General features: G+C 68.9%; 15 protein-coding genes and 1 pseudogene. 4 read left to right on the top strand and 12 right to left on the bottom strand.

Translation table 11 applies throughout. The features are described from left to right. The 5 genes and pseudogenes from GPY60_RS03800 to carD all read right to left on the bottom strand — a co-directional run. Window positions 1-99 (bottom strand): annotated as a pseudogene (locus tag GPY60_RS03800) (23S rRNA (guanosine(2251)-2'-O)-methyltransferase RlmB); the annotation flags it as partial. Then, window positions 100-1,503 carry a cysteine--tRNA ligase gene (cysS, locus tag GPY60_RS03805; RefSeq protein WP_156686308.1) on the bottom strand — a complete coding sequence of 468 codons (1,404 nt, stop codon included), beginning with the start codon at window positions 1,501-1,503 and terminating at the stop codon, window positions 100-102. A gap of 101 nt (window positions 1,504-1,604) precedes the next feature. Further along, entirely contained in the window at window positions 1,605-2,084 is a 480-nt protein-coding gene (gene ispF / locus GPY60_RS03810; RefSeq protein WP_156686309.1) for a 2-C-methyl-D-erythritol 2,4-cyclodiphosphate synthase, read from the bottom strand. Beyond that, complete coding sequence (ispD, locus tag GPY60_RS03815; RefSeq protein ID WP_156686310.1) at window positions 2,081-2,791, bottom strand: 2-C-methyl-D-erythritol 4-phosphate cytidylyltransferase; 711 nt, start codon at window positions 2,789-2,791, stop codon at window positions 2,081-2,083. Before ispD ends, ispF begins: the two co-directional genes overlap by 4 nt. Window positions 2,792-2,807: 16 nt before the next feature. Next, window positions 2,808-3,296: an RNA polymerase-binding transcription factor CarD gene (carD, locus tag GPY60_RS03820; protein WP_007166539.1), complete on the bottom strand. Its 489-nt coding sequence runs from the start codon at window positions 3,294-3,296 to the stop codon at window positions 2,808-2,810. A gap of 303 nt (window positions 3,297-3,599) precedes the next feature. Here carD and GPY60_RS03825 point away from each other — a divergent pair, with 303 nt between their 5' ends. The 3 genes from GPY60_RS03825 to disA all read left to right on the top strand — a co-directional run bounded on the left by GPY60_RS03825 (window position 3,600) and on the right by disA (window position 6,682). After that, the gene (locus GPY60_RS03825) at window positions 3,600-4,112 is read left to right on the top strand and encodes a hypothetical protein (RefSeq protein ID WP_156686311.1); all 513 of its coding nucleotides are present in this window, start codon (window positions 3,600-3,602) and stop codon (window positions 4,110-4,112) included. Between the two features lie 69 nt (window positions 4,113-4,181). After that, complete coding sequence (gene radA / locus GPY60_RS03830) at window positions 4,182-5,582, top strand: DNA repair protein RadA (protein ID WP_156686312.1); 1,401 nt, start codon at window positions 4,182-4,184, stop codon at window positions 5,580-5,582. A gap of 17 nt (window positions 5,583-5,599) precedes the next feature. Next, window positions 5,600-6,682, top strand: coding sequence for a DNA integrity scanning diadenylate cyclase DisA (gene disA / locus GPY60_RS03835; protein WP_156686313.1), 1,083 nt, complete (start codon window positions 5,600-5,602; stop codon window positions 6,680-6,682). A gap of 10 nt (window positions 6,683-6,692) precedes the next feature. On the opposite strand, the gene GPY60_RS03840 is transcribed toward disA, so the two are convergent. Further along, on the bottom strand, window positions 6,693-7,496 hold the full coding sequence (locus GPY60_RS03840; protein WP_156686314.1) for a hypothetical protein: 804 nt from the start codon (window positions 7,494-7,496) through the stop codon (window positions 6,693-6,695). Window positions 7,497-7,604: 108 nt separating this feature from the next. Next, window positions 7,605-8,222 carry a carbonic anhydrase gene (locus tag GPY60_RS03845; RefSeq protein WP_156686315.1) on the bottom strand — a complete coding sequence of 206 codons (618 nt, stop codon included), beginning with the start codon at window positions 8,220-8,222 and terminating at the stop codon, window positions 7,605-7,607. On the opposite strand from GPY60_RS03845, the gene GPY60_RS03850 reads away from it, so the two are divergent. Further along, window positions 8,221-9,132: an A/G-specific adenine glycosylase gene (locus GPY60_RS03850; protein WP_156686444.1), complete on the top strand. Its 912-nt coding sequence runs from the start codon at window positions 8,221-8,223 to the stop codon at window positions 9,130-9,132. The genes GPY60_RS03845 and GPY60_RS03850 overlap by 2 nt on opposite strands. 7 nt (window positions 9,133-9,139) lie before the next feature. Here the strand turns inward: GPY60_RS03850 and GPY60_RS03855 are convergent, their stop codons facing one another. From GPY60_RS03855 to GPY60_RS03875, 5 genes are read right to left on the bottom strand one after another with little or no spacing between them, the layout of a single operon-like run. After that, complete coding sequence (locus tag GPY60_RS03855) at window positions 9,140-10,567, bottom strand: hydrogenase large subunit (RefSeq protein ID WP_231639322.1); 1,428 nt, start codon at window positions 10,565-10,567, stop codon at window positions 9,140-9,142. 47 nt (window positions 10,568-10,614) lie between these two features. Next, window positions 10,615-12,078: a proton-conducting transporter transmembrane domain-containing protein gene (locus GPY60_RS03860; RefSeq protein WP_156686317.1), complete on the bottom strand. Its 1,464-nt coding sequence runs from the start codon at window positions 12,076-12,078 to the stop codon at window positions 10,615-10,617. Next, window positions 12,078-12,740 (bottom strand): hypothetical protein, encoded by a 663-nt coding sequence (locus GPY60_RS03865; RefSeq protein ID WP_156686318.1) that lies wholly within the window; start codon window positions 12,738-12,740, stop codon window positions 12,078-12,080. The genes GPY60_RS03860 and GPY60_RS03865 overlap by 1 nt, the downstream gene beginning before the upstream one ends. Beyond that, window positions 12,737-13,696 (bottom strand): respiratory chain complex I subunit 1 family protein, encoded by a 960-nt coding sequence (locus GPY60_RS03870; protein ID WP_156686319.1) that lies wholly within the window; start codon window positions 13,694-13,696, stop codon window positions 12,737-12,739. The genes GPY60_RS03865 and GPY60_RS03870 overlap by 4 nt, the downstream gene beginning before the upstream one ends. Next, a complete protein-coding gene (locus tag GPY60_RS03875; RefSeq protein ID WP_156686320.1) occupies window positions 13,693-15,639 on the bottom strand; it encodes a proton-conducting transporter transmembrane domain-containing protein in 1,947 nt (648 codons plus the stop codon). The genes GPY60_RS03870 and GPY60_RS03875 overlap by 4 nt, the downstream gene beginning before the upstream one ends. Between the last annotated feature and the right edge of the window lie 13 nt (window positions 15,640-15,652).

A 15,652-nucleotide genomic window follows, 5' to 3' on the forward strand; every position in this document is an offset into this window, starting at 1 on the left:
CTGCAGCGCGCGCCGACGCTGGCCGCCCGAACCGACGGTGGGCCCCTTCTTGGTGCCCTCCTTGCGCACCGCCCCCCGCCGCCCCCCATTCCCGGCCATCTACTTGCCGTCGCCCAGCGTCCACTGCGGGCCGTCCGCGGTGTCGGTGACCTCGATGCCGGCGTTCTTGAGGCGGTCGCGGATCTCGTCGGCCAGCGCCCAGTTGCGCTGTTCGCGCGCCTTTTCGCGGTTCTGCAGTTCGGAGCGCACCAACACGTCGACGGCGGCGAGCGCGGCCGAGGTCTCGTCGCGGGTCTCCCAGCGTTCGTCGAGCGGGTCGCAGCCGAGGATGCCCATCATGGCGCGGATGGCGCGGGCGTGTTCCAACGCGCCCTCGTGGTCGCCGGCGTCGAGCGCCCGGTTGCCCTCGGCGCGGGTCTGGTGCACCTCGGCCAGCGCGATCGGGACCGCGAGGTCGTCGTCGAGGGCGTCGGCGAACCGCGGCGTCCACTGGCCCGGCTCGACGCCGCCGACCCGGCTGCGGACGCGGTGCAGGAACTCCTCGACGCCGACGTAGGCCTTCACCGCGTCCTGCAGGGCCGTCTCGGAGAACTCCAGCATCGACCGGTAGTGGGCGCTGCCCAGGTAGTAGCGGAGCTCCGCGGGCCGCACCCGTTGCAGCATCGCCGGTATCGCGAGCACGTTGCCCAGCGACTTGCTCATCTTCTCGCCGCCCATGGTGACCCAGCCGTTGTGCAGCCAGTACCGGGCGAAGCCGTCGCCGGCGGCGCGGCTCTGGGCGATCTCGTTCTCGTGGTGCGGGAACACCAGGTCCATGCCGCCGCAGTGGATGTCGAACTCCGGCCCGAGGTACGTGCGGGCCATCGCCGAGCACTCCAGGTGCCAGCCCGGCCTCCCGCGCCCCCACGGCGTGGGCCACGACGGCTCACCGGGTTTGGCGGCCTTCCACAGGGTGAAGTCGCGCTGGTCTCGCTTGCAGGTCGCCGCACCCTCGCCCTGGTGGACGTCGTCGATCCTGTGCCCGGACAGCTGCCCGTACTCCGGGTAGCTCAGCACGTCGAAGTAGACGTCGCCGCCCGCCGCGTAGGCGTGACCGGTTTCGATCAGGCGGTCCATCAATTCGACCATCTGGGTGATGTGGCCCGTCGCCCGCGGTTCGGCCGACGGGGGCAGCACGTCCAGCGCGTCGTAGGCGGCGGTGAAGGCGCGCTCAAAGGTCGCCGCCCACTCCCACCACGGCCGGCCGGCCGCGGCGGCCTTATTGAGGATCTTGTCGTCGATGTCGGTCACGTTGCGGATGAACGCGACGTCGCAGCCGCGCGCGATCAACCAGCGGCGCAGGATGTCGAAGGCGACCCCGCTGCGGACGTGCCCGATGTGCGGCAGGCCCTGGACGGTGGCACCACACAGGTAGATGGAGACGTGGCCGTCGCGCAAGGGTACGAAATCGCGCACGGCACCGGCGGCGGTGTCGTGGAGCCGCAGGCGGGGGCGATCGGTCACGACGTGCCAGCTTACCTGCCCTATTGCGGCGACCGACGGCACCGAGCGTCACGCTGGCGTGGCCGTCGGCGCCGGGCGTCACGCTGGCGTGACGCCCGCGCTCAGCCGATCGGGAGGAGCAGCGCCGTGGCGACGGCGGCGCGGCCCTCGCCGCGGCCGGTCAGTCCCAGCCCGTCGGTGGTGGTCGCCGACACCGATACGGGCGCACGCAGCAGTCCCGACAGCACCTCCTGCGCCTCGGCGCGGCGGGGGCCCACTTTCGGCTCGTTGGCGATCACCTGGACGGCGGCGTTGCCGACGCGGTAGCCGTGCCGCTCGACAAGGTCGAGCACGTGGCGCAGCATGTCGGCGCCGCTGACGCCCTTCCAGCGCGGGTCGTCGACGCCGAATACGGCCCCGATGTCGCCCAGGCCCGCGGCCGAGAGCACCGCGTCGCACAGCGCGTGCACGGCGGCGTCACCGTCGGAGTGACCGGCGCAGCCGTCCGCGCCGTCGAACATCAGGCCCACCAGCCAGCACGGCCGACCGGGTTCGATCGGGTGGACGTCGGTGCCGATGCCGGTCCGCGGCGACCCGTTCACCGGCGGACGATCGCCTGGGCCAGCAGCAGATCCAGCTGGGTGGTGATCTTGAACGCCAGCGGGTCGCCGTCGATCACCTGGACCTGGCAGCCGATGTGCTCGACGAGCGACGCGTCGTCGGTGAAGCCGGCCGCCGACGCGTGGTCGGCGCCGGAGTACGCGCGATAGGCGCGCAGCAGCAGATCGGTGTCGAAACCCTGGGGGGTCTGCACCGCGCGGAGTCCGGCCCGCTGCGGCGTCCCCAGCACCACCCCGTTCGCATCCACGGCCTTGATGGTGTCGACCGGCGGCAACGCGGGAACGACGGCGGGGTGACCGGCCCGCAGCGCCTCGACCACCCGGGCGATCAGCCCGGGCGGGGTCAGCGGCCGCGCGGCGTCGTGCACCAGCACGAAGTCGGGGGCGTGCGCCTGGGCGACGCCCGCCAGGGCCAAACTCACCGTTTGCGTCCGTTCCGGACCGCCGGCGACCACGGTCGCGCGGTCGCCGACGATCCGCTGCGCCTGGTCGAGCCGGTCGGCCGGGACGGCGACGGCGATGTGATCGACGACGCCGGAGTCGACGAGGCCGGTCACCGCACGCTCGAGCAGCGTGCGGCCATCGAGTTCACAGAAGGCCTTGGGGATGCCTGCGGCGAGTCGCTCCCCCGACCCTGCGGCCGGGACAACGGCGATCACCGAGCCCGAGGCGCTGTTCTCCGCGACCACCGGAGCGTCAGGAATTTCAGGAAGCGGCGGCCAGAACCTCGTCGAGGATGGTTTCCGCCTTGGCGTCGTCGGTGCTCTCGGCCAGGGCGAGCTCGCCCACGAGGATCTGCCGGGCCTTGGCCAGCATCCGCTTCTCGCCGGCGGACAGCCCGCGCTCCTGGTCGCGGCGCCACAGGTCGCGGACTACCTCCGCGACCTTGTTGACGTCACCGGAAGCGAGCTTTTCCAGGTTGGCCTTGTAACGGCGGGACCAGTTCGTCGGCTCCTCGGTGTGGGGGGCACGCAACACCTGGAAGACCTTGTCGAGGCCTTCCTGGCCGACGACGTCGCGGACGCCCACGTATTCGGCGTTGTCGGCGGGCACTCGAACCGTCAGGTCGCCCTGCGCCACTTTCAAGACGAGATACTCTTTTTGTTCCCCTTTGATGGTTCGGGTTTCAATCGCCTCGACTAGCGCAGCACCGTGATGCGGGTAAACAACGGTGTCGCCGACCTTGAAGATCATCTGATTCGGGCCCCTTTCGTTACTTCATTCTAACACGGCAACCCGACGCGTGCGGAACAACGGTGCAGGTCAGGGGCACAACGCACGCGAATTAGGGGTTGACAGACCGAGCGATACATGCAAGGGCAAACCTTACCAATGCGCTCAACGGCCGGCGCGGGCACCCTTGTCCTTCGCTGCCACGCTGGTCTGCGGCCCTGCGCTACCGCCGCCGAAGCCTTCCTACTACTGTGCATAGTTGCGTATTCGATCGCGTTGATCCGCTGTCCGTGACGGCGTGAGGCCCTGCAGGAGGGACCCCGAGTGAACCGCTTCAAGATCTGCCTGGTTGCGTTGGCCGCCGCCGTGCTCAGCGGTTGCGGGGCGGGTCAGGTCTCCCAGATGGCCACTCAGCAACCGGCGATCAACGGCAACGCCGTCACGGTCAAGAACGTGGCGCTGCGCGACATCAGGATCCAGGCCACCCAGAAGGGTGACTCCGTCCCGCCGGGGCAGACGGTCGACCTCGTCGCGGTCGCCGTCAACCAGTCGCCCGATCAGCCGGACAGGCTGGTCGGGATCACCAGCGACATCGGCACGGTGACGGTGAACGGCGACGGTCGCGTGCCCGCGGCCGGGACCCTGTTCATCGGCACCCCGGAGGGCCAGAAGGTGGCGCCCGGCCCCACCAGCAATGCGGTCAAAGCAACGGTCAACCTGTCCAAGCCCATCAGCAACGGCCTGACGTACACCTTCACGTTCAACTTCGAGAAGGCCGGCCAGGCGACCGTGCAGGTCCCGATCACGGCCGGGTTGCCGCAGTCGGAGCAGACCTAGTCGTCCCTGGGCCTGCAATGCCGGGCCTGTCGCACCGGAATTGTCGGACCGGCCCGATACCTTCAGGGCGTGGCTAATGCGCGCTCGCAATATCGCTGTTCGGAGTGCCGGCACGTCACCGCCAAGTGGGTGGGGCGCTGCATGGAGTGCGGCACCTGGGGCACCGTCGAGGAGGTGGCGGTCCTCAGCGCCGTGGCCGGCGGGGCCCGCCGCTCGGCCCTCGCCCCGGCGTCGCGGGCGGTTCCGATCTCCTCGGTCGAACCCAATGCCAGCCGGCACCGCTCGACGGGCGTAGGCGAACTCGACCGGGTGCTCGGCGGCGGCGTCGTGCCCGGCTCCGTCACGCTGCTGGCGGGCGACCCGGGCGTGGGCAAGTCGACCCTGCTGCTCAAGGTCGCGCACCGCTGGGCGGAGGCCGGCCAGCGCGCCCTGTACATCTCCGGGGAGGAGTCCGCCGGCCAGATCCGGCTGCGCGCCGACCGGATCGGGTGCGGGGGCGACGAGGTCTACCTGGCTGCCGAGTCCGACGTGCACACGGTGCTCGACCACATCGCGACCGTGCGTCCGGCGCTCGTCATCGTGGACTCGGTGCAGACGATGTCCACCCGGGAGGCCGACGGCGTCGCCGGCGGCGTGACGCAGGTGCGGGCGGTCACGGCCGCGCTCACCGCCGCCGCGAAGGCCAACGGCGTCGCGCTGATCCTCGTCGGCCACGTCACCAAGGACGGGGCCATCGCCGGGCCGCGCTCGCTGGAGCACCTAGTCGACGTGGTGCTGCACTTCGAGGGCGACCGCAACGGTTCCGTGCGAATGGTCCGCGGGATCAAGAACCGCTTCGGCGCGGCCGACGAGGTCGGGTGTTTCATGTTGCACGACAACGGGATCGAGGGCGTCTCGGACCCGTCGAACCTCTTCCTGGACCAGCGGCCGGCGCCGGTGCCGGGCACCGCGATCACGGTGACGCTCGACGGCAAGCGTCCGCTGATCGGCGAAGTCCAGGCGCTGCTCGCGACGCCCCCGGGCGGCTCACCCCGCCGCGCCGTCAGCGGCATCGACCATGCCCGGGCCGCGATGATCACCGCCGTGCTCGAAAAGCACGGCCGGCTCAACCTCGCGGTCAACGACATATACCTGTCCACCGTGGGCGGCATGCGGCTCACCGACCCGTCCTCGGACCTGGCCGTCGCAGTCGCGCTGGCGTCGGCCTACCTCAACAGGCCGCTCCCGACGACCGCGGTGATGATCGGTGAGGTGGGGCTCGCGGGTGACTTGAGGCGGGTCAGCGGCATGGAACGCAGGTTGAGCGAGGCCGCGCGTCAGGGGTTCGACGTGGCGCTCATCCCGGACGGGGACGACCCCCGGCGGGAAATCGTGCCGAACGGGATGCGGGCGCTGCGCGCGCTGACCATCGCGGCGGCGCTCAAGCACGTGCTGGACATCGCCGAACCACCGCAGCGGCTGGACGCATAGCGCGGCGGGGCCGCAGAATGCACGCTGTGACTCGTCCGACGCTGCGTGACACCATCGCCCGCCTGGCCCCGGGAACGGGCCTGCGCGACGGCCTGGAGCGCATCCTGCGCGGCCGCACCGGTGCGCTCATCGTGCTGGGCAACGACGAGAACGTTGAGGCGATCTGCGACGGCGGCTTCACCCTGGACGTGCGGTACGCCCCCACGCGGCTGCGGGAGCTCGCGAAGATGGACGGCGCCGTCGTGCTGTCCACCGACGGCGGCCGCATCGTCCGCGCCAATGTGCAGCTGGTCCCCGATCCGTCGATACCCACCGACGAATCCGGCACCCGGCACCGCTCGGCGGAACGGGCGGCGATCCAGACCGGCTACCCGGTGATCTCGGTCAGCCACTCGATGAACACCGTCACCGTCTATGTCGGCGGCGAGCGGCACGTCGTCGCCGACTCGGCGACCATCCTGTCGCGGGCCAATCAGGCCATCGCGACGCTGGAGCGCTACAAGATGCGGCTCGACGAGGTGAGCAGGCAGTTGTCGCGGGCCGAGATCGAGGACTTCGTGACGCTGCGCGACGTGATGACGGTGGTACAGCGGCTGGAGTTGGCGCGGCGGATCGGCCTGGTGATCGACGACGACGTCGTCGAGCTCGGCACCGACGGCCGCCAGCTGCGCCTCCAGCTCGAGGAGCTGTTGGGCGGCAACGACATCGCCCGCGAGCTGGTCGTCCGCGACTATCACGCCAGCCCCGAACCGCTGTCGGAGGCGCAGATGACCGCCACCCTGGACGAGCTGGACGCCCTGTCGGACACCGAGCTGCTCGACTTCACCGCGCTGGCGAAGGTCTTCGGCTACCCCACCACCACCGAGGCCCAGGATTCCGCGCTGAGCCCGCGGGGCTACCGGGCGATGGCCGGCATCCCGCGGCTGCAGTTCGCGCATGTCGACCTGCTGGTGCGGACGTTCGGAACCCTGCAGGGCGTGCTGGCCGCGAGCGCCAGCGACCTGAGGTCGGTCGACGGCATCGGCGCCATGTGGGCCCGCCACGTCCGGGAAGGGCTGTCGCAGCTGGCGGAGTCGACCATCGCCGACCCGCTGACGTAGCGACCGGGTGTCAGCCCGCGGGTGACTGGGCGCCCGGCGCCTCCGGCGGCGGCGCAAGCGCCGGCTGGCCGGGCGCCGGCACCGGACCGGGCGGCGGTGGCGGCTGGTTCAGGATGAACGGCACCGGATTCGAGCGCAGGTTGCCCAGTTGCACCACCAGGTTGTAGGTGCCCGGCCCGATCGCCGGCCTCGGCAGCGGGCAGTGCGGCGCCGACCCCATCCCGGTCCAGGTCACCGCGGTGGTCACCTGCTCGCCCGGCGTGAACGTCTTGACCAGCGTCTCGTTGGACGGCGCGCAGTCCAGGTTCGACCACAACCGCTTGTTGTCCAGCGAGTAGACGTACGCGGCGAGCACCGCCGCCCCGACGTCGCGCTTGCAGGCCACCAGCCCGATGTTGGTGACGACCATCGTGAACTTCGGCTGGTCACCGATGAAGTACTGCGGCGCGTTGGTCAGGCCCTTGACGGCCAGGGTCGAGTCGGGGCAGTCGTCGCCCTCCTTGAGCACCGGCGGCGGCTGCACCGCGGCCGTCGGCGTCGGCGACTCGGGGTTCTGCCCCTGCGGGGCCGGCACCGGGGTGACGCCCTCGGGGCCCGGCGCCTGCGGCGCCTGCGGCGCGGGGGCCGCGGGTTTCACCTGGGCGGAGTTGGGTTTGTCGGCACTGGCAGGCTTGGCGCCCGCGTTGTGACTCATGATGGCGACGACCGTGGCGACAACAATTCCCACGACGACCACCGCGATGCCCAGGGCCAGGCCCCTGCGCCGCCAATAGATCTCGGTAGGTAGCGGGCCACGCGGTTCCAGATCCAGCACATTCGCAGCGTAGGGGCAGGTCACGCCGATTTGTTACACCCGCGTCGGCGTGTCGCAAGGTTTGCTGGCTGAGGACCGGGTATTGGCGGTCCGGAGACGTGGTTTTCCCTATTCGCCGATGTCGCCGATGTGGTCGACGAGGGCCGCCCGCCCGTCGGAGAGGTGATAGGTGGCGCCGGCGACCGCCAGGGTTCCCGCATCCACCCGCTCGGCGATGGCCGTGGAGCGGGCGAGAAGCTGCGCCACCGTCTCGCGCACATGTCGTTCCTCGAACTCGTCGACGCGGGTCAAGCCATCGCGGCGGCCCATCAGGATCGAGGGCGCAACACGTTCCACCACGTCGCGAACGAAACCACCGGGGATCGCACCGTCGTCGATAGCTCCGAGCGCCGCCTTCACGGCGCCGCAGCTGTCGTGGCCCAAGACGACGATGAGCGGAACGTTGAGCACCGTGACTGCGAACTCGATCGAGCCCAATACGGCCGTGTCGATTGCCTGCCCGGCAGTGCGCACGACGAACATGTCGCCCAGGCCCTGATCGAAGATGAGTTCGGCCGCCACCCGGCTGTCGGCACACCCGAACACGACCGCGATCGGATTCTGTCCGCCGGCGAGGCTGGCGCGGTGCTCGACACTTTGGCTGGGGTGCTGTTGCTTGCCGGCGATGAATCGCTCGTTACCCTCTTTAAGTGCTTTCCATGCGGTTACTGGGCTGGTGTTAGGCATGGCTCATATCATGCCGCACGGCCCGGTGAACGCACGACCAACTGTTTCGGTCGACGAGTTGCTCGACTGGTATGACCGTTCGTGCCGGGACCTCCCGTGGCGACGACAAGGTGTGAGCGCGTGGCAGATACTGGTCAGCGAATTCATGTTGCAGCAGACGCCGGTGTCCCGGGTGGAACCGATTTGGTCGGAATGGGTGCGACGCTGGCCGACACCTTCGGCCACGGCGTCGGCGAGCCCCGCCGATGTGCTCCGGGCCTGGGGCAAGCTGGGCTATCCGAGGCGGGCCAAACGCCTCCACGAGTGCGCCACCGTCATCGCGCGCGACCACGACGACGTCGTTCCCGATGATGTGGACACATTGCTGACCCTGCCCGGCGTGGGAAGCTACACCGCGCGGGCGATCGCCTGCTTCGCCTACCGTCAGCGAGTACCCGTGGTGGACACCAACGTTCGCAGGGTGGTAGCCCGCGCAGTGCGCGGCCTGGCCGACGCGGGGACGCCGTCCGCCGTGCGCGACCACGCCGAGGTCTTGGCCTTGTTGCCTTCCGATGAGATGGCGCCAAAGTTTTCGGTGGCGCTGATGGAGCTGGGCGCGATCGTGTGCACCTCGCGAGCGCCGCGCTGCGGGTTGTGCCCGGTTCTCGACTGCGCGTGGCGGCGGGCAGGTTATCCCGCCGCACAAGGGCCTGCACGCAGGGTGCAGAGCTACGCCGGAACGGACCGCCAGGTCCGAGGCCGATTGCTCGATGTCCTGCGCGAGAGGGACTCTCCGGCCACCAGAGTGGAATTGGACTCGGCATGGGTGATCGATTCCGAACAACGTGAGCGGGCGCTGGATTCATTGCTGGCCGATGGACTGGTGACCCGGACCGGCGACGGCCGATTCGCGTTACCGGGCGAAGGATAGCCCGCATTCAGAGGTCGTTGCCCGCGTACGACTGATTGAAGCTCTTGTTGGCCAATGGGAAGTCGGGAACTATGTTGTCGGCCATCGCAACTGGCAGCGCGGGCCAGTTGAAGCACGACGGATCGACGATCTTGGCGCGGGTGATCAGCTTGGCGGCGTCGAGTTCGATGCGATGGACTATGGTGCCGCGCCAGCCTTCGACGATGCCGACGCCGCTCCGCGCCGCACACCGCGCCGTTGGGTCTCCGACGTAGTCGGCCGGCCCGGTGTGCGATTCGATCAAATGGCATGCCAACTCGGTGGACGCGGCGAACTCGTCGCGTCGTACCGTGAACCGAGACAACACATCACCCCGAGCGGCGCACACCTCGGTTACAGGCAGTCGGGCGGTCGGGTGTTCGAGTCGGGCGTCAGTACGAATGCCGCTGGCACGAGCGACATAGCCAAGGCAGCCGAGGGCCTGCGCGTCTTCCGGATGCAGCACCGCGGTCCCGGCAAATCTGTCGTACACCAGTGAACTGCGCAGGGTCAGTTCCGCAATCTCGGCGACATCGGCCGCGATGGACCGCAGTTCGGCGACGTCGGGCAGTGCCCGCAGCGCGACCGCGCCCGGGCGAATTGCGCCACGCAGCAGCCGGTTCCCCGTGACGAAAGCGTTGAGCCGCAAAAGCTTTTCGCGCACCCGCTGGGCATGCGCATTGGCGAGACCGAAGCCGGCGTCGTTGGCCAGTGCCCCCAGATCGGTGATGTGGTTGTACAGCCGTTCGAGTTCGACAAGCAGTGCCCGCAAGCGGTGCGCCTCCTCGGGCAGTGCGATCCCGAGCCCGTCTTCGATGGCAAGGCAGTGCGCGAGCGCGTGCGCAGCAGAGGTGTCACCGCTGACGCGTTCGGCCAGGTCGACCGCGCCTACCGCCGGCCGGCCCTGGAAGAGCTTCTCCAAGCCTCGGTGCACGAACCACAGGCGGGCCTTGAGGCGCAGCACTTTTTCGCCGGCGACCGAAAAGCGGAAGTGGCCCGGCTCGATCAGGCCGGCGTGCACCGGGCCCACGGGAATCTCGTACACCCCTGGACCCTCGACGGTGACAAACGGGAAGTGGCCGCTGCCATCGAATTCGGGTGCCGACGAAGCCGATTCGCGCATCGGGTACCAGCTCTCGGGCCAGTGGGCATGCCGCACCAATCGGCGTGCTTTCGGATGCCCGACGGGCCGGATGCCGTACAGGTCCGCCACTTCACGCTCGAACCGGCTGGCCGGGAAGGACAGATAGGCCAGCGATCGGAGCTCTGGATCATGTTTGGGCAGTTCGCATTCGAGTTCGACGCGCCGGTCTGGCCGGCCGGCGAGGAACAGGTACACCACCCGGAATGCGGCACCGTCGTCGTGGGCGGCCACCAATGCCAACCGAAATCCATTGCCCAGCAATCCTTCTGCCATTTCGGCCACTTCGCACTGCGAAAGCCGGTGGCGCGCCCACTCAGGCGTCACCGCGATCTCCCGACACTGGCCGCGGCGGTGAACAAGTCGGTAAGCGGACCGGCGCTGACCCCCAAGGCGAACGATGCGGCAACACCAACCAGTAGGGCCGCCGCCACTGTTCGCGGAACGGTAATTGCGGGTGTACCGGCTGCGGCGCCCAGCAGGATGCGGGCCGAGTTACGCGCCAGCGCGGCGAAGGCGACCACAATAAATATCATGCCGACGCCGAGGGCCCAGCCGAGTCGCGCGTCTGCGAGCGAACGTACGATTGCCAGCTCACTGGCGAACATCGCGAAGGGTGGCAAGCCGAGCAGGACGACCACACCGACGGCAATCGACACGCCGATGAGTCGAGACCGACGCAGCACATCACCGATGTCGGCGATCGCGGTGGAGTCGTGAGCAGCCTGCAGCTGCCCACTCGCCAGGAACAGGACCGTCTTGCCGATCCCATGAGCGAGGACGTGCAGCAGCAGGGCGGCAATCGCCAGCGTGGTTCCGGCGGCTGCGGCGATCGCGATCACACCCATGTTCTCCATGGAGGAATAGGCGAGCATGCGCTTGACATCCGGTGTCACCGTGAGCATCAGCGCCGCGACCGACAACGTCACAAGACCGATCACCAGTAGGCCCGACCGCATGAACGTGGGTCCCGTCGCTGCGTCGATGATCGGCGTGATGCGGATCAACACCGAGAAGGCGACCGACAAGAGCACGCCGCTCATCAACGCCGACACCGGCGCCGGGGCCTGACTGTGCGCGTCGGCCAGCCACGTGTGAAACGGAAACAGGCCGACCTTCGCGCCGTAGCCGATCAGCAGCAACCCACCCGCAAGTCGAGCGACGTCGGGGTTGAGCCCGCCGGCGTGCGCGGTCAGCACGTCGAGGTTAAGGGCGGCGGCGGCCGGCGCGCCGGCATGCTCGGCGGCGTAGTACAGCAACACCGTTCCCAGGAAGGCGATGGCGATGCCGACCGAGCAGATCACCACATATTTCCACGTGGCCTCGAGCGCGCCCCGGTTGCGGCGGTGTCCAACCAGGAATGCGGTGATCACGGTCGTTGCTTCGATAGCGATCCAGATCATGCCGATGTTGTTGGCGCACACCGCCAAAACCATCGCGGCCAAGAAGGCTGCGATCAGCGCCCCGTAAATTCGTGCGCCGCGCATGTCGGTGTGCTCGTGCGCGAGTTCGGTGTCGACATAGCCGATGCTGGCCCAGCTGGCCAGTGTGGCAACGATTCCGATAACGATCAGCATGGTGATGGTGAGAGCGTCGATGCGCAGTAACCCGCCCAGGGCGAGCCGCGTTCCCGATCCGCCACGAATACCGAGCGCCGCGCCACATCCGAGAACCGACACCGCAGACAACACGATCAGCGTCGCAGTGGCCCTCCGCCATCCGGCGATCAGGGTGGTGATCGCCGCAACGACAGGCGTGAGGATGGCGGTGAGCAGTAAACCGGTCATCAGTCGTGCAGCTCCTGCAGCGCGTCCAGGTCCGCGCCACCGAAGGCGGACGACAGCCGTCCCGTGAGAACCCCGATCACGATGACCGCGAACAGCACGTCCAGCGAGGCACCGAGTTCCACGATCAGCGGGACCCCGGCCGTGAGCAGGAAGGCCGTGGCGGCAATTCCGTTGTCCAGCATCAGGAACCCCGCGGCCTGTGACACCGCGTGCCGCCGCGTGACCATCACCAGCAACGCGATGAGCACCACCGCGGTGGCGGCGGGGACCGCGGTCGTCGTCGCGCCGGGTTGCAGGTTCACCAGAGGGCGAGTGGCGGCGAAGGCGACCAGTGTCAGCGCGGCGGTGATCAGCAGCGACGTCGCGGTGTTGACCAGCGGGGTGGCTTCGCGGCGGCAGTGCGGCTCGGCGCCAACCGCGCGGGCCAATAGCCGCGGCAGCACCGCAACCCGCAACACCAGGACTGCAACGCCAACACCGATCAGCGCAGCATCGCCGTCGTGCGCTCCGCGCAGGATGGGCACGGACGCCAGGGCGACGCCCTGCCAGGCCAGCAGACGGACAATCGCGGCCAGGTCGCGGCGCCACACGATGAGCACTGCAGCCAGGAGCAGGCCGCCGGCGGCGAGGTCCACCAGGTCTGCAAATGCGACGGACGTCATGCCGGCACCGCGAAGAAGTTGGCCGCGATGACGGCAAGGAGCGCCAGCAGGAATGATCCGGCCAGCAGCTCGGGGACGCGGAACAGCCGCAGCTTGGCTACGAACACCTCGACGGTTGACAACAGCCCCGCGAGCACCGCCACCTTAATCGCGACCGCCGCGAGGCCGACAACGATATCCACCGCACTCGGCCGTCCGCCCGCAACGCCCCACGGCACGAACAGATTTGCCAGCAGGGCCAACAACACCGTCAGCCGCATCCCGGCCGCCCATTCGACCAGTGCCAGGCGCGGACCAGCGTATTCCAGGACCATCGCCTCGTGGACCATCGCCAGTTCGAGATGCGTGGCCGGGTTATCCACGGGTAGGCGGCCGGTTTCGGCGACGATGACGATCACCAACGCGGCGAAGGCCAGCACCGACGCGAGCGACACCACCTGCGCGGGATGACTGACGGTATGCGCTACCAGGGCACCGAGGTTCGCCGACCTCGCCGGCATCGACACCGCGAAAAACGCCAGCAGGATGGTGGGCTCGACGAGTGCGGCGATGGTGATCTCCCTGCTGGCACCCATCCCGCCGAACGAGGTGCCGGTGTCGATGCCGGCCAAGGTCAACGCGACGGTCCCGACGAACAGCAGGCCCACCACGGCGAACAAGTCGGCGGCGGCGTCCAACGGGGATCCGGTGGCGACCAGCGGCGCGATGGCGGCGATCAGCAACGTCGAGCCGGCGACCACGGCGGGCGCGGCCGCGAATACCAACGTCGTCCCGCGGGGCGTGATCTGTTGTTTGCCAAGCTGTTTGAGGAGATCACGCCAAGGCTGCAGGATCCCGCCGCCGGCGCGGCCTTCCCAGCGCGCGCGTACCTGGCGGGTAAGGCCGACCACCAGCGGCGCACCCACCATCACCCCGCCGATCTGGACCGCGCCAGCGGCGCAGGAAAGGACGTTCATCGGGCGACCACCACCACGGTCAAAACACCGAGCGCGCCGTAGGCCAGATACAGATGCACACTGCCCGTGTGTGCGCGCCGTACCAATTCCCCTGCAGTGACGATGAATTGGATCACCGGCAGGTACCAGCGTTCCTCGATCGCATCGCCGATCCTGCTGCGGTAGCTGATTCTTTCGGCGAGATAACGCGACTCGGCCGCGGGAGTGACCTCGATGTCGGTGTCGGGCCGCAGGACGTCGTCGAAGATCCGCTGCAAAGGCTGGGCGAAGGACGTCGCCGTGTACTGCATCCGTGCGGTGAGATCGTCTGCCCCGCAGGCCCATAGCGGCAAGGTGGCGGGTGCGGGTCGCCGCCTCACACGCCACAGCGCCAGCACGGCCGCCACCACCGCGGCCGCTCCGAGGCCGGCCGCGATCACACCAGGTGCGATCGATCCCTGCAGCCCCGGCAGTCGGACCACGGCTCCGAGATCGGTGAATTGAACATTCCGGGCCGCGGGTAGCGCGGCGGCCGCCGAGCGCAGGGCGGGTGCGACAACCGACGGCGCCACGGCAAGCACGAGGCACGCGGCACCGGCGATCGCCATCCCGGCCAGCATGGTGCCGGGCGCCTCTCGGGCGCGGGCGGCCTGGTCGGAACGCGGCCGCGCCAGGAATCCGATCCCGAACGCCTTGACCATCGCTGCCACACCCAGGCCCGTGCAGAGCGCGACCGCACCGACTGCCAGCGGCGTGGTCAACGCCAAGACTGTGGCATGCTGCGGGGCTGTGTGAATCAGGGACTGCACCAAGAGCCACTCGCTGACGAACCCGGCGCCGAGCGGTAACCCGGCCGCTCCGAGCGCGGCCACGCCGAACAAGCCGGTGGTCAACGGCATTCGCGGGGCCAGGCCACCCAGCCGGTCGAGGTCGCGCAACGTTGTCGCGGCCAGAACCGACCCGGCGGCGAGGAATGCGAGAGTCTTGAATGCCGCATGCGCGATCAGGTGCAGCATGGCGGCAACCGCGGCGATCGTCGCTGGCGCGTGAGCGCCGGTTGCAGCGAACAGGGTGGCGGCTCCCAATGCAAGCGTGATCAAACCAAGGTTCTCCGTTGTCGAATAGGCGAGCAACCTTTTGAGATCCGTTGCCACCGAAGCCTGCACGACGCCATAGAGCGCCGACAACCCGCCGATGGTCATCAGCGTGAGCCCCCACCAACGCGGCCCAGGGCCGAGCAGTTGCAGATCGACACGGCAGATGCCGTAGACGCCGAGGTTGACCATCGCGGCGCTCATCAGAGCCGACGCCGGGCTGGGCGCCTCCGGGTGGGCACGCGGCAGCCACGCGTGGAGCGGCACCAGTCCGGCCTTGGATCCGAACCCGGCGATCGTCAACAAGAAGACAACAGCGGTGCACGCACCCGGGGGTATTCGATGCAAGTCGTCGAACCGGTCCGCGCCACCTGCCGCCGACAAGACCATGAGTCCGACAAGGATCGCCACGAACCCCAATTGGGTCATCACCGCGTACGTCAACGCAGCGGAGCGAACCTGTGGACGCGTGTGATGCGCCAGCACCAACACCAGCGACGCGACCGCCATCGACTCCCAAGCCAAAAGAAAAGTGGTGACGGAACCAGCGGCGGGCACCAGCAACATCGCCGCGACAAACACCGGCAACACCGCCAGGGTGAACCTACCCAGACGCTCGCTCCGGGCGTACGCGATCGTGTACACCCCGACGGCGACGGCGACCGCGCCCGTGAGCGCCATGAAGAATCCGCCCAAAGGATCGAGCCCCAGTTGGACCCCCGCCAGTGGAAGCAACCACCCGATGCGGATCGTGGGGAGTGACCCGAACATTCCCAGTGCGCCGGCCCACAGCCCGCCGGCACCCAGCAGCGACGTCGAAACGCCCGTGAGGATGCGGTGGAAATTGTTGGGAGGCAATCTCTTCGGCATCGGAGCCGCGCCG

This window comes from Mycobacterium sp. Marseille-P9652 (genome assembly GCF_902652685.1).
GTDB lineage: Bacteria > Actinomycetota > Actinomycetes > Mycobacteriales > Mycobacteriaceae > Mycobacterium.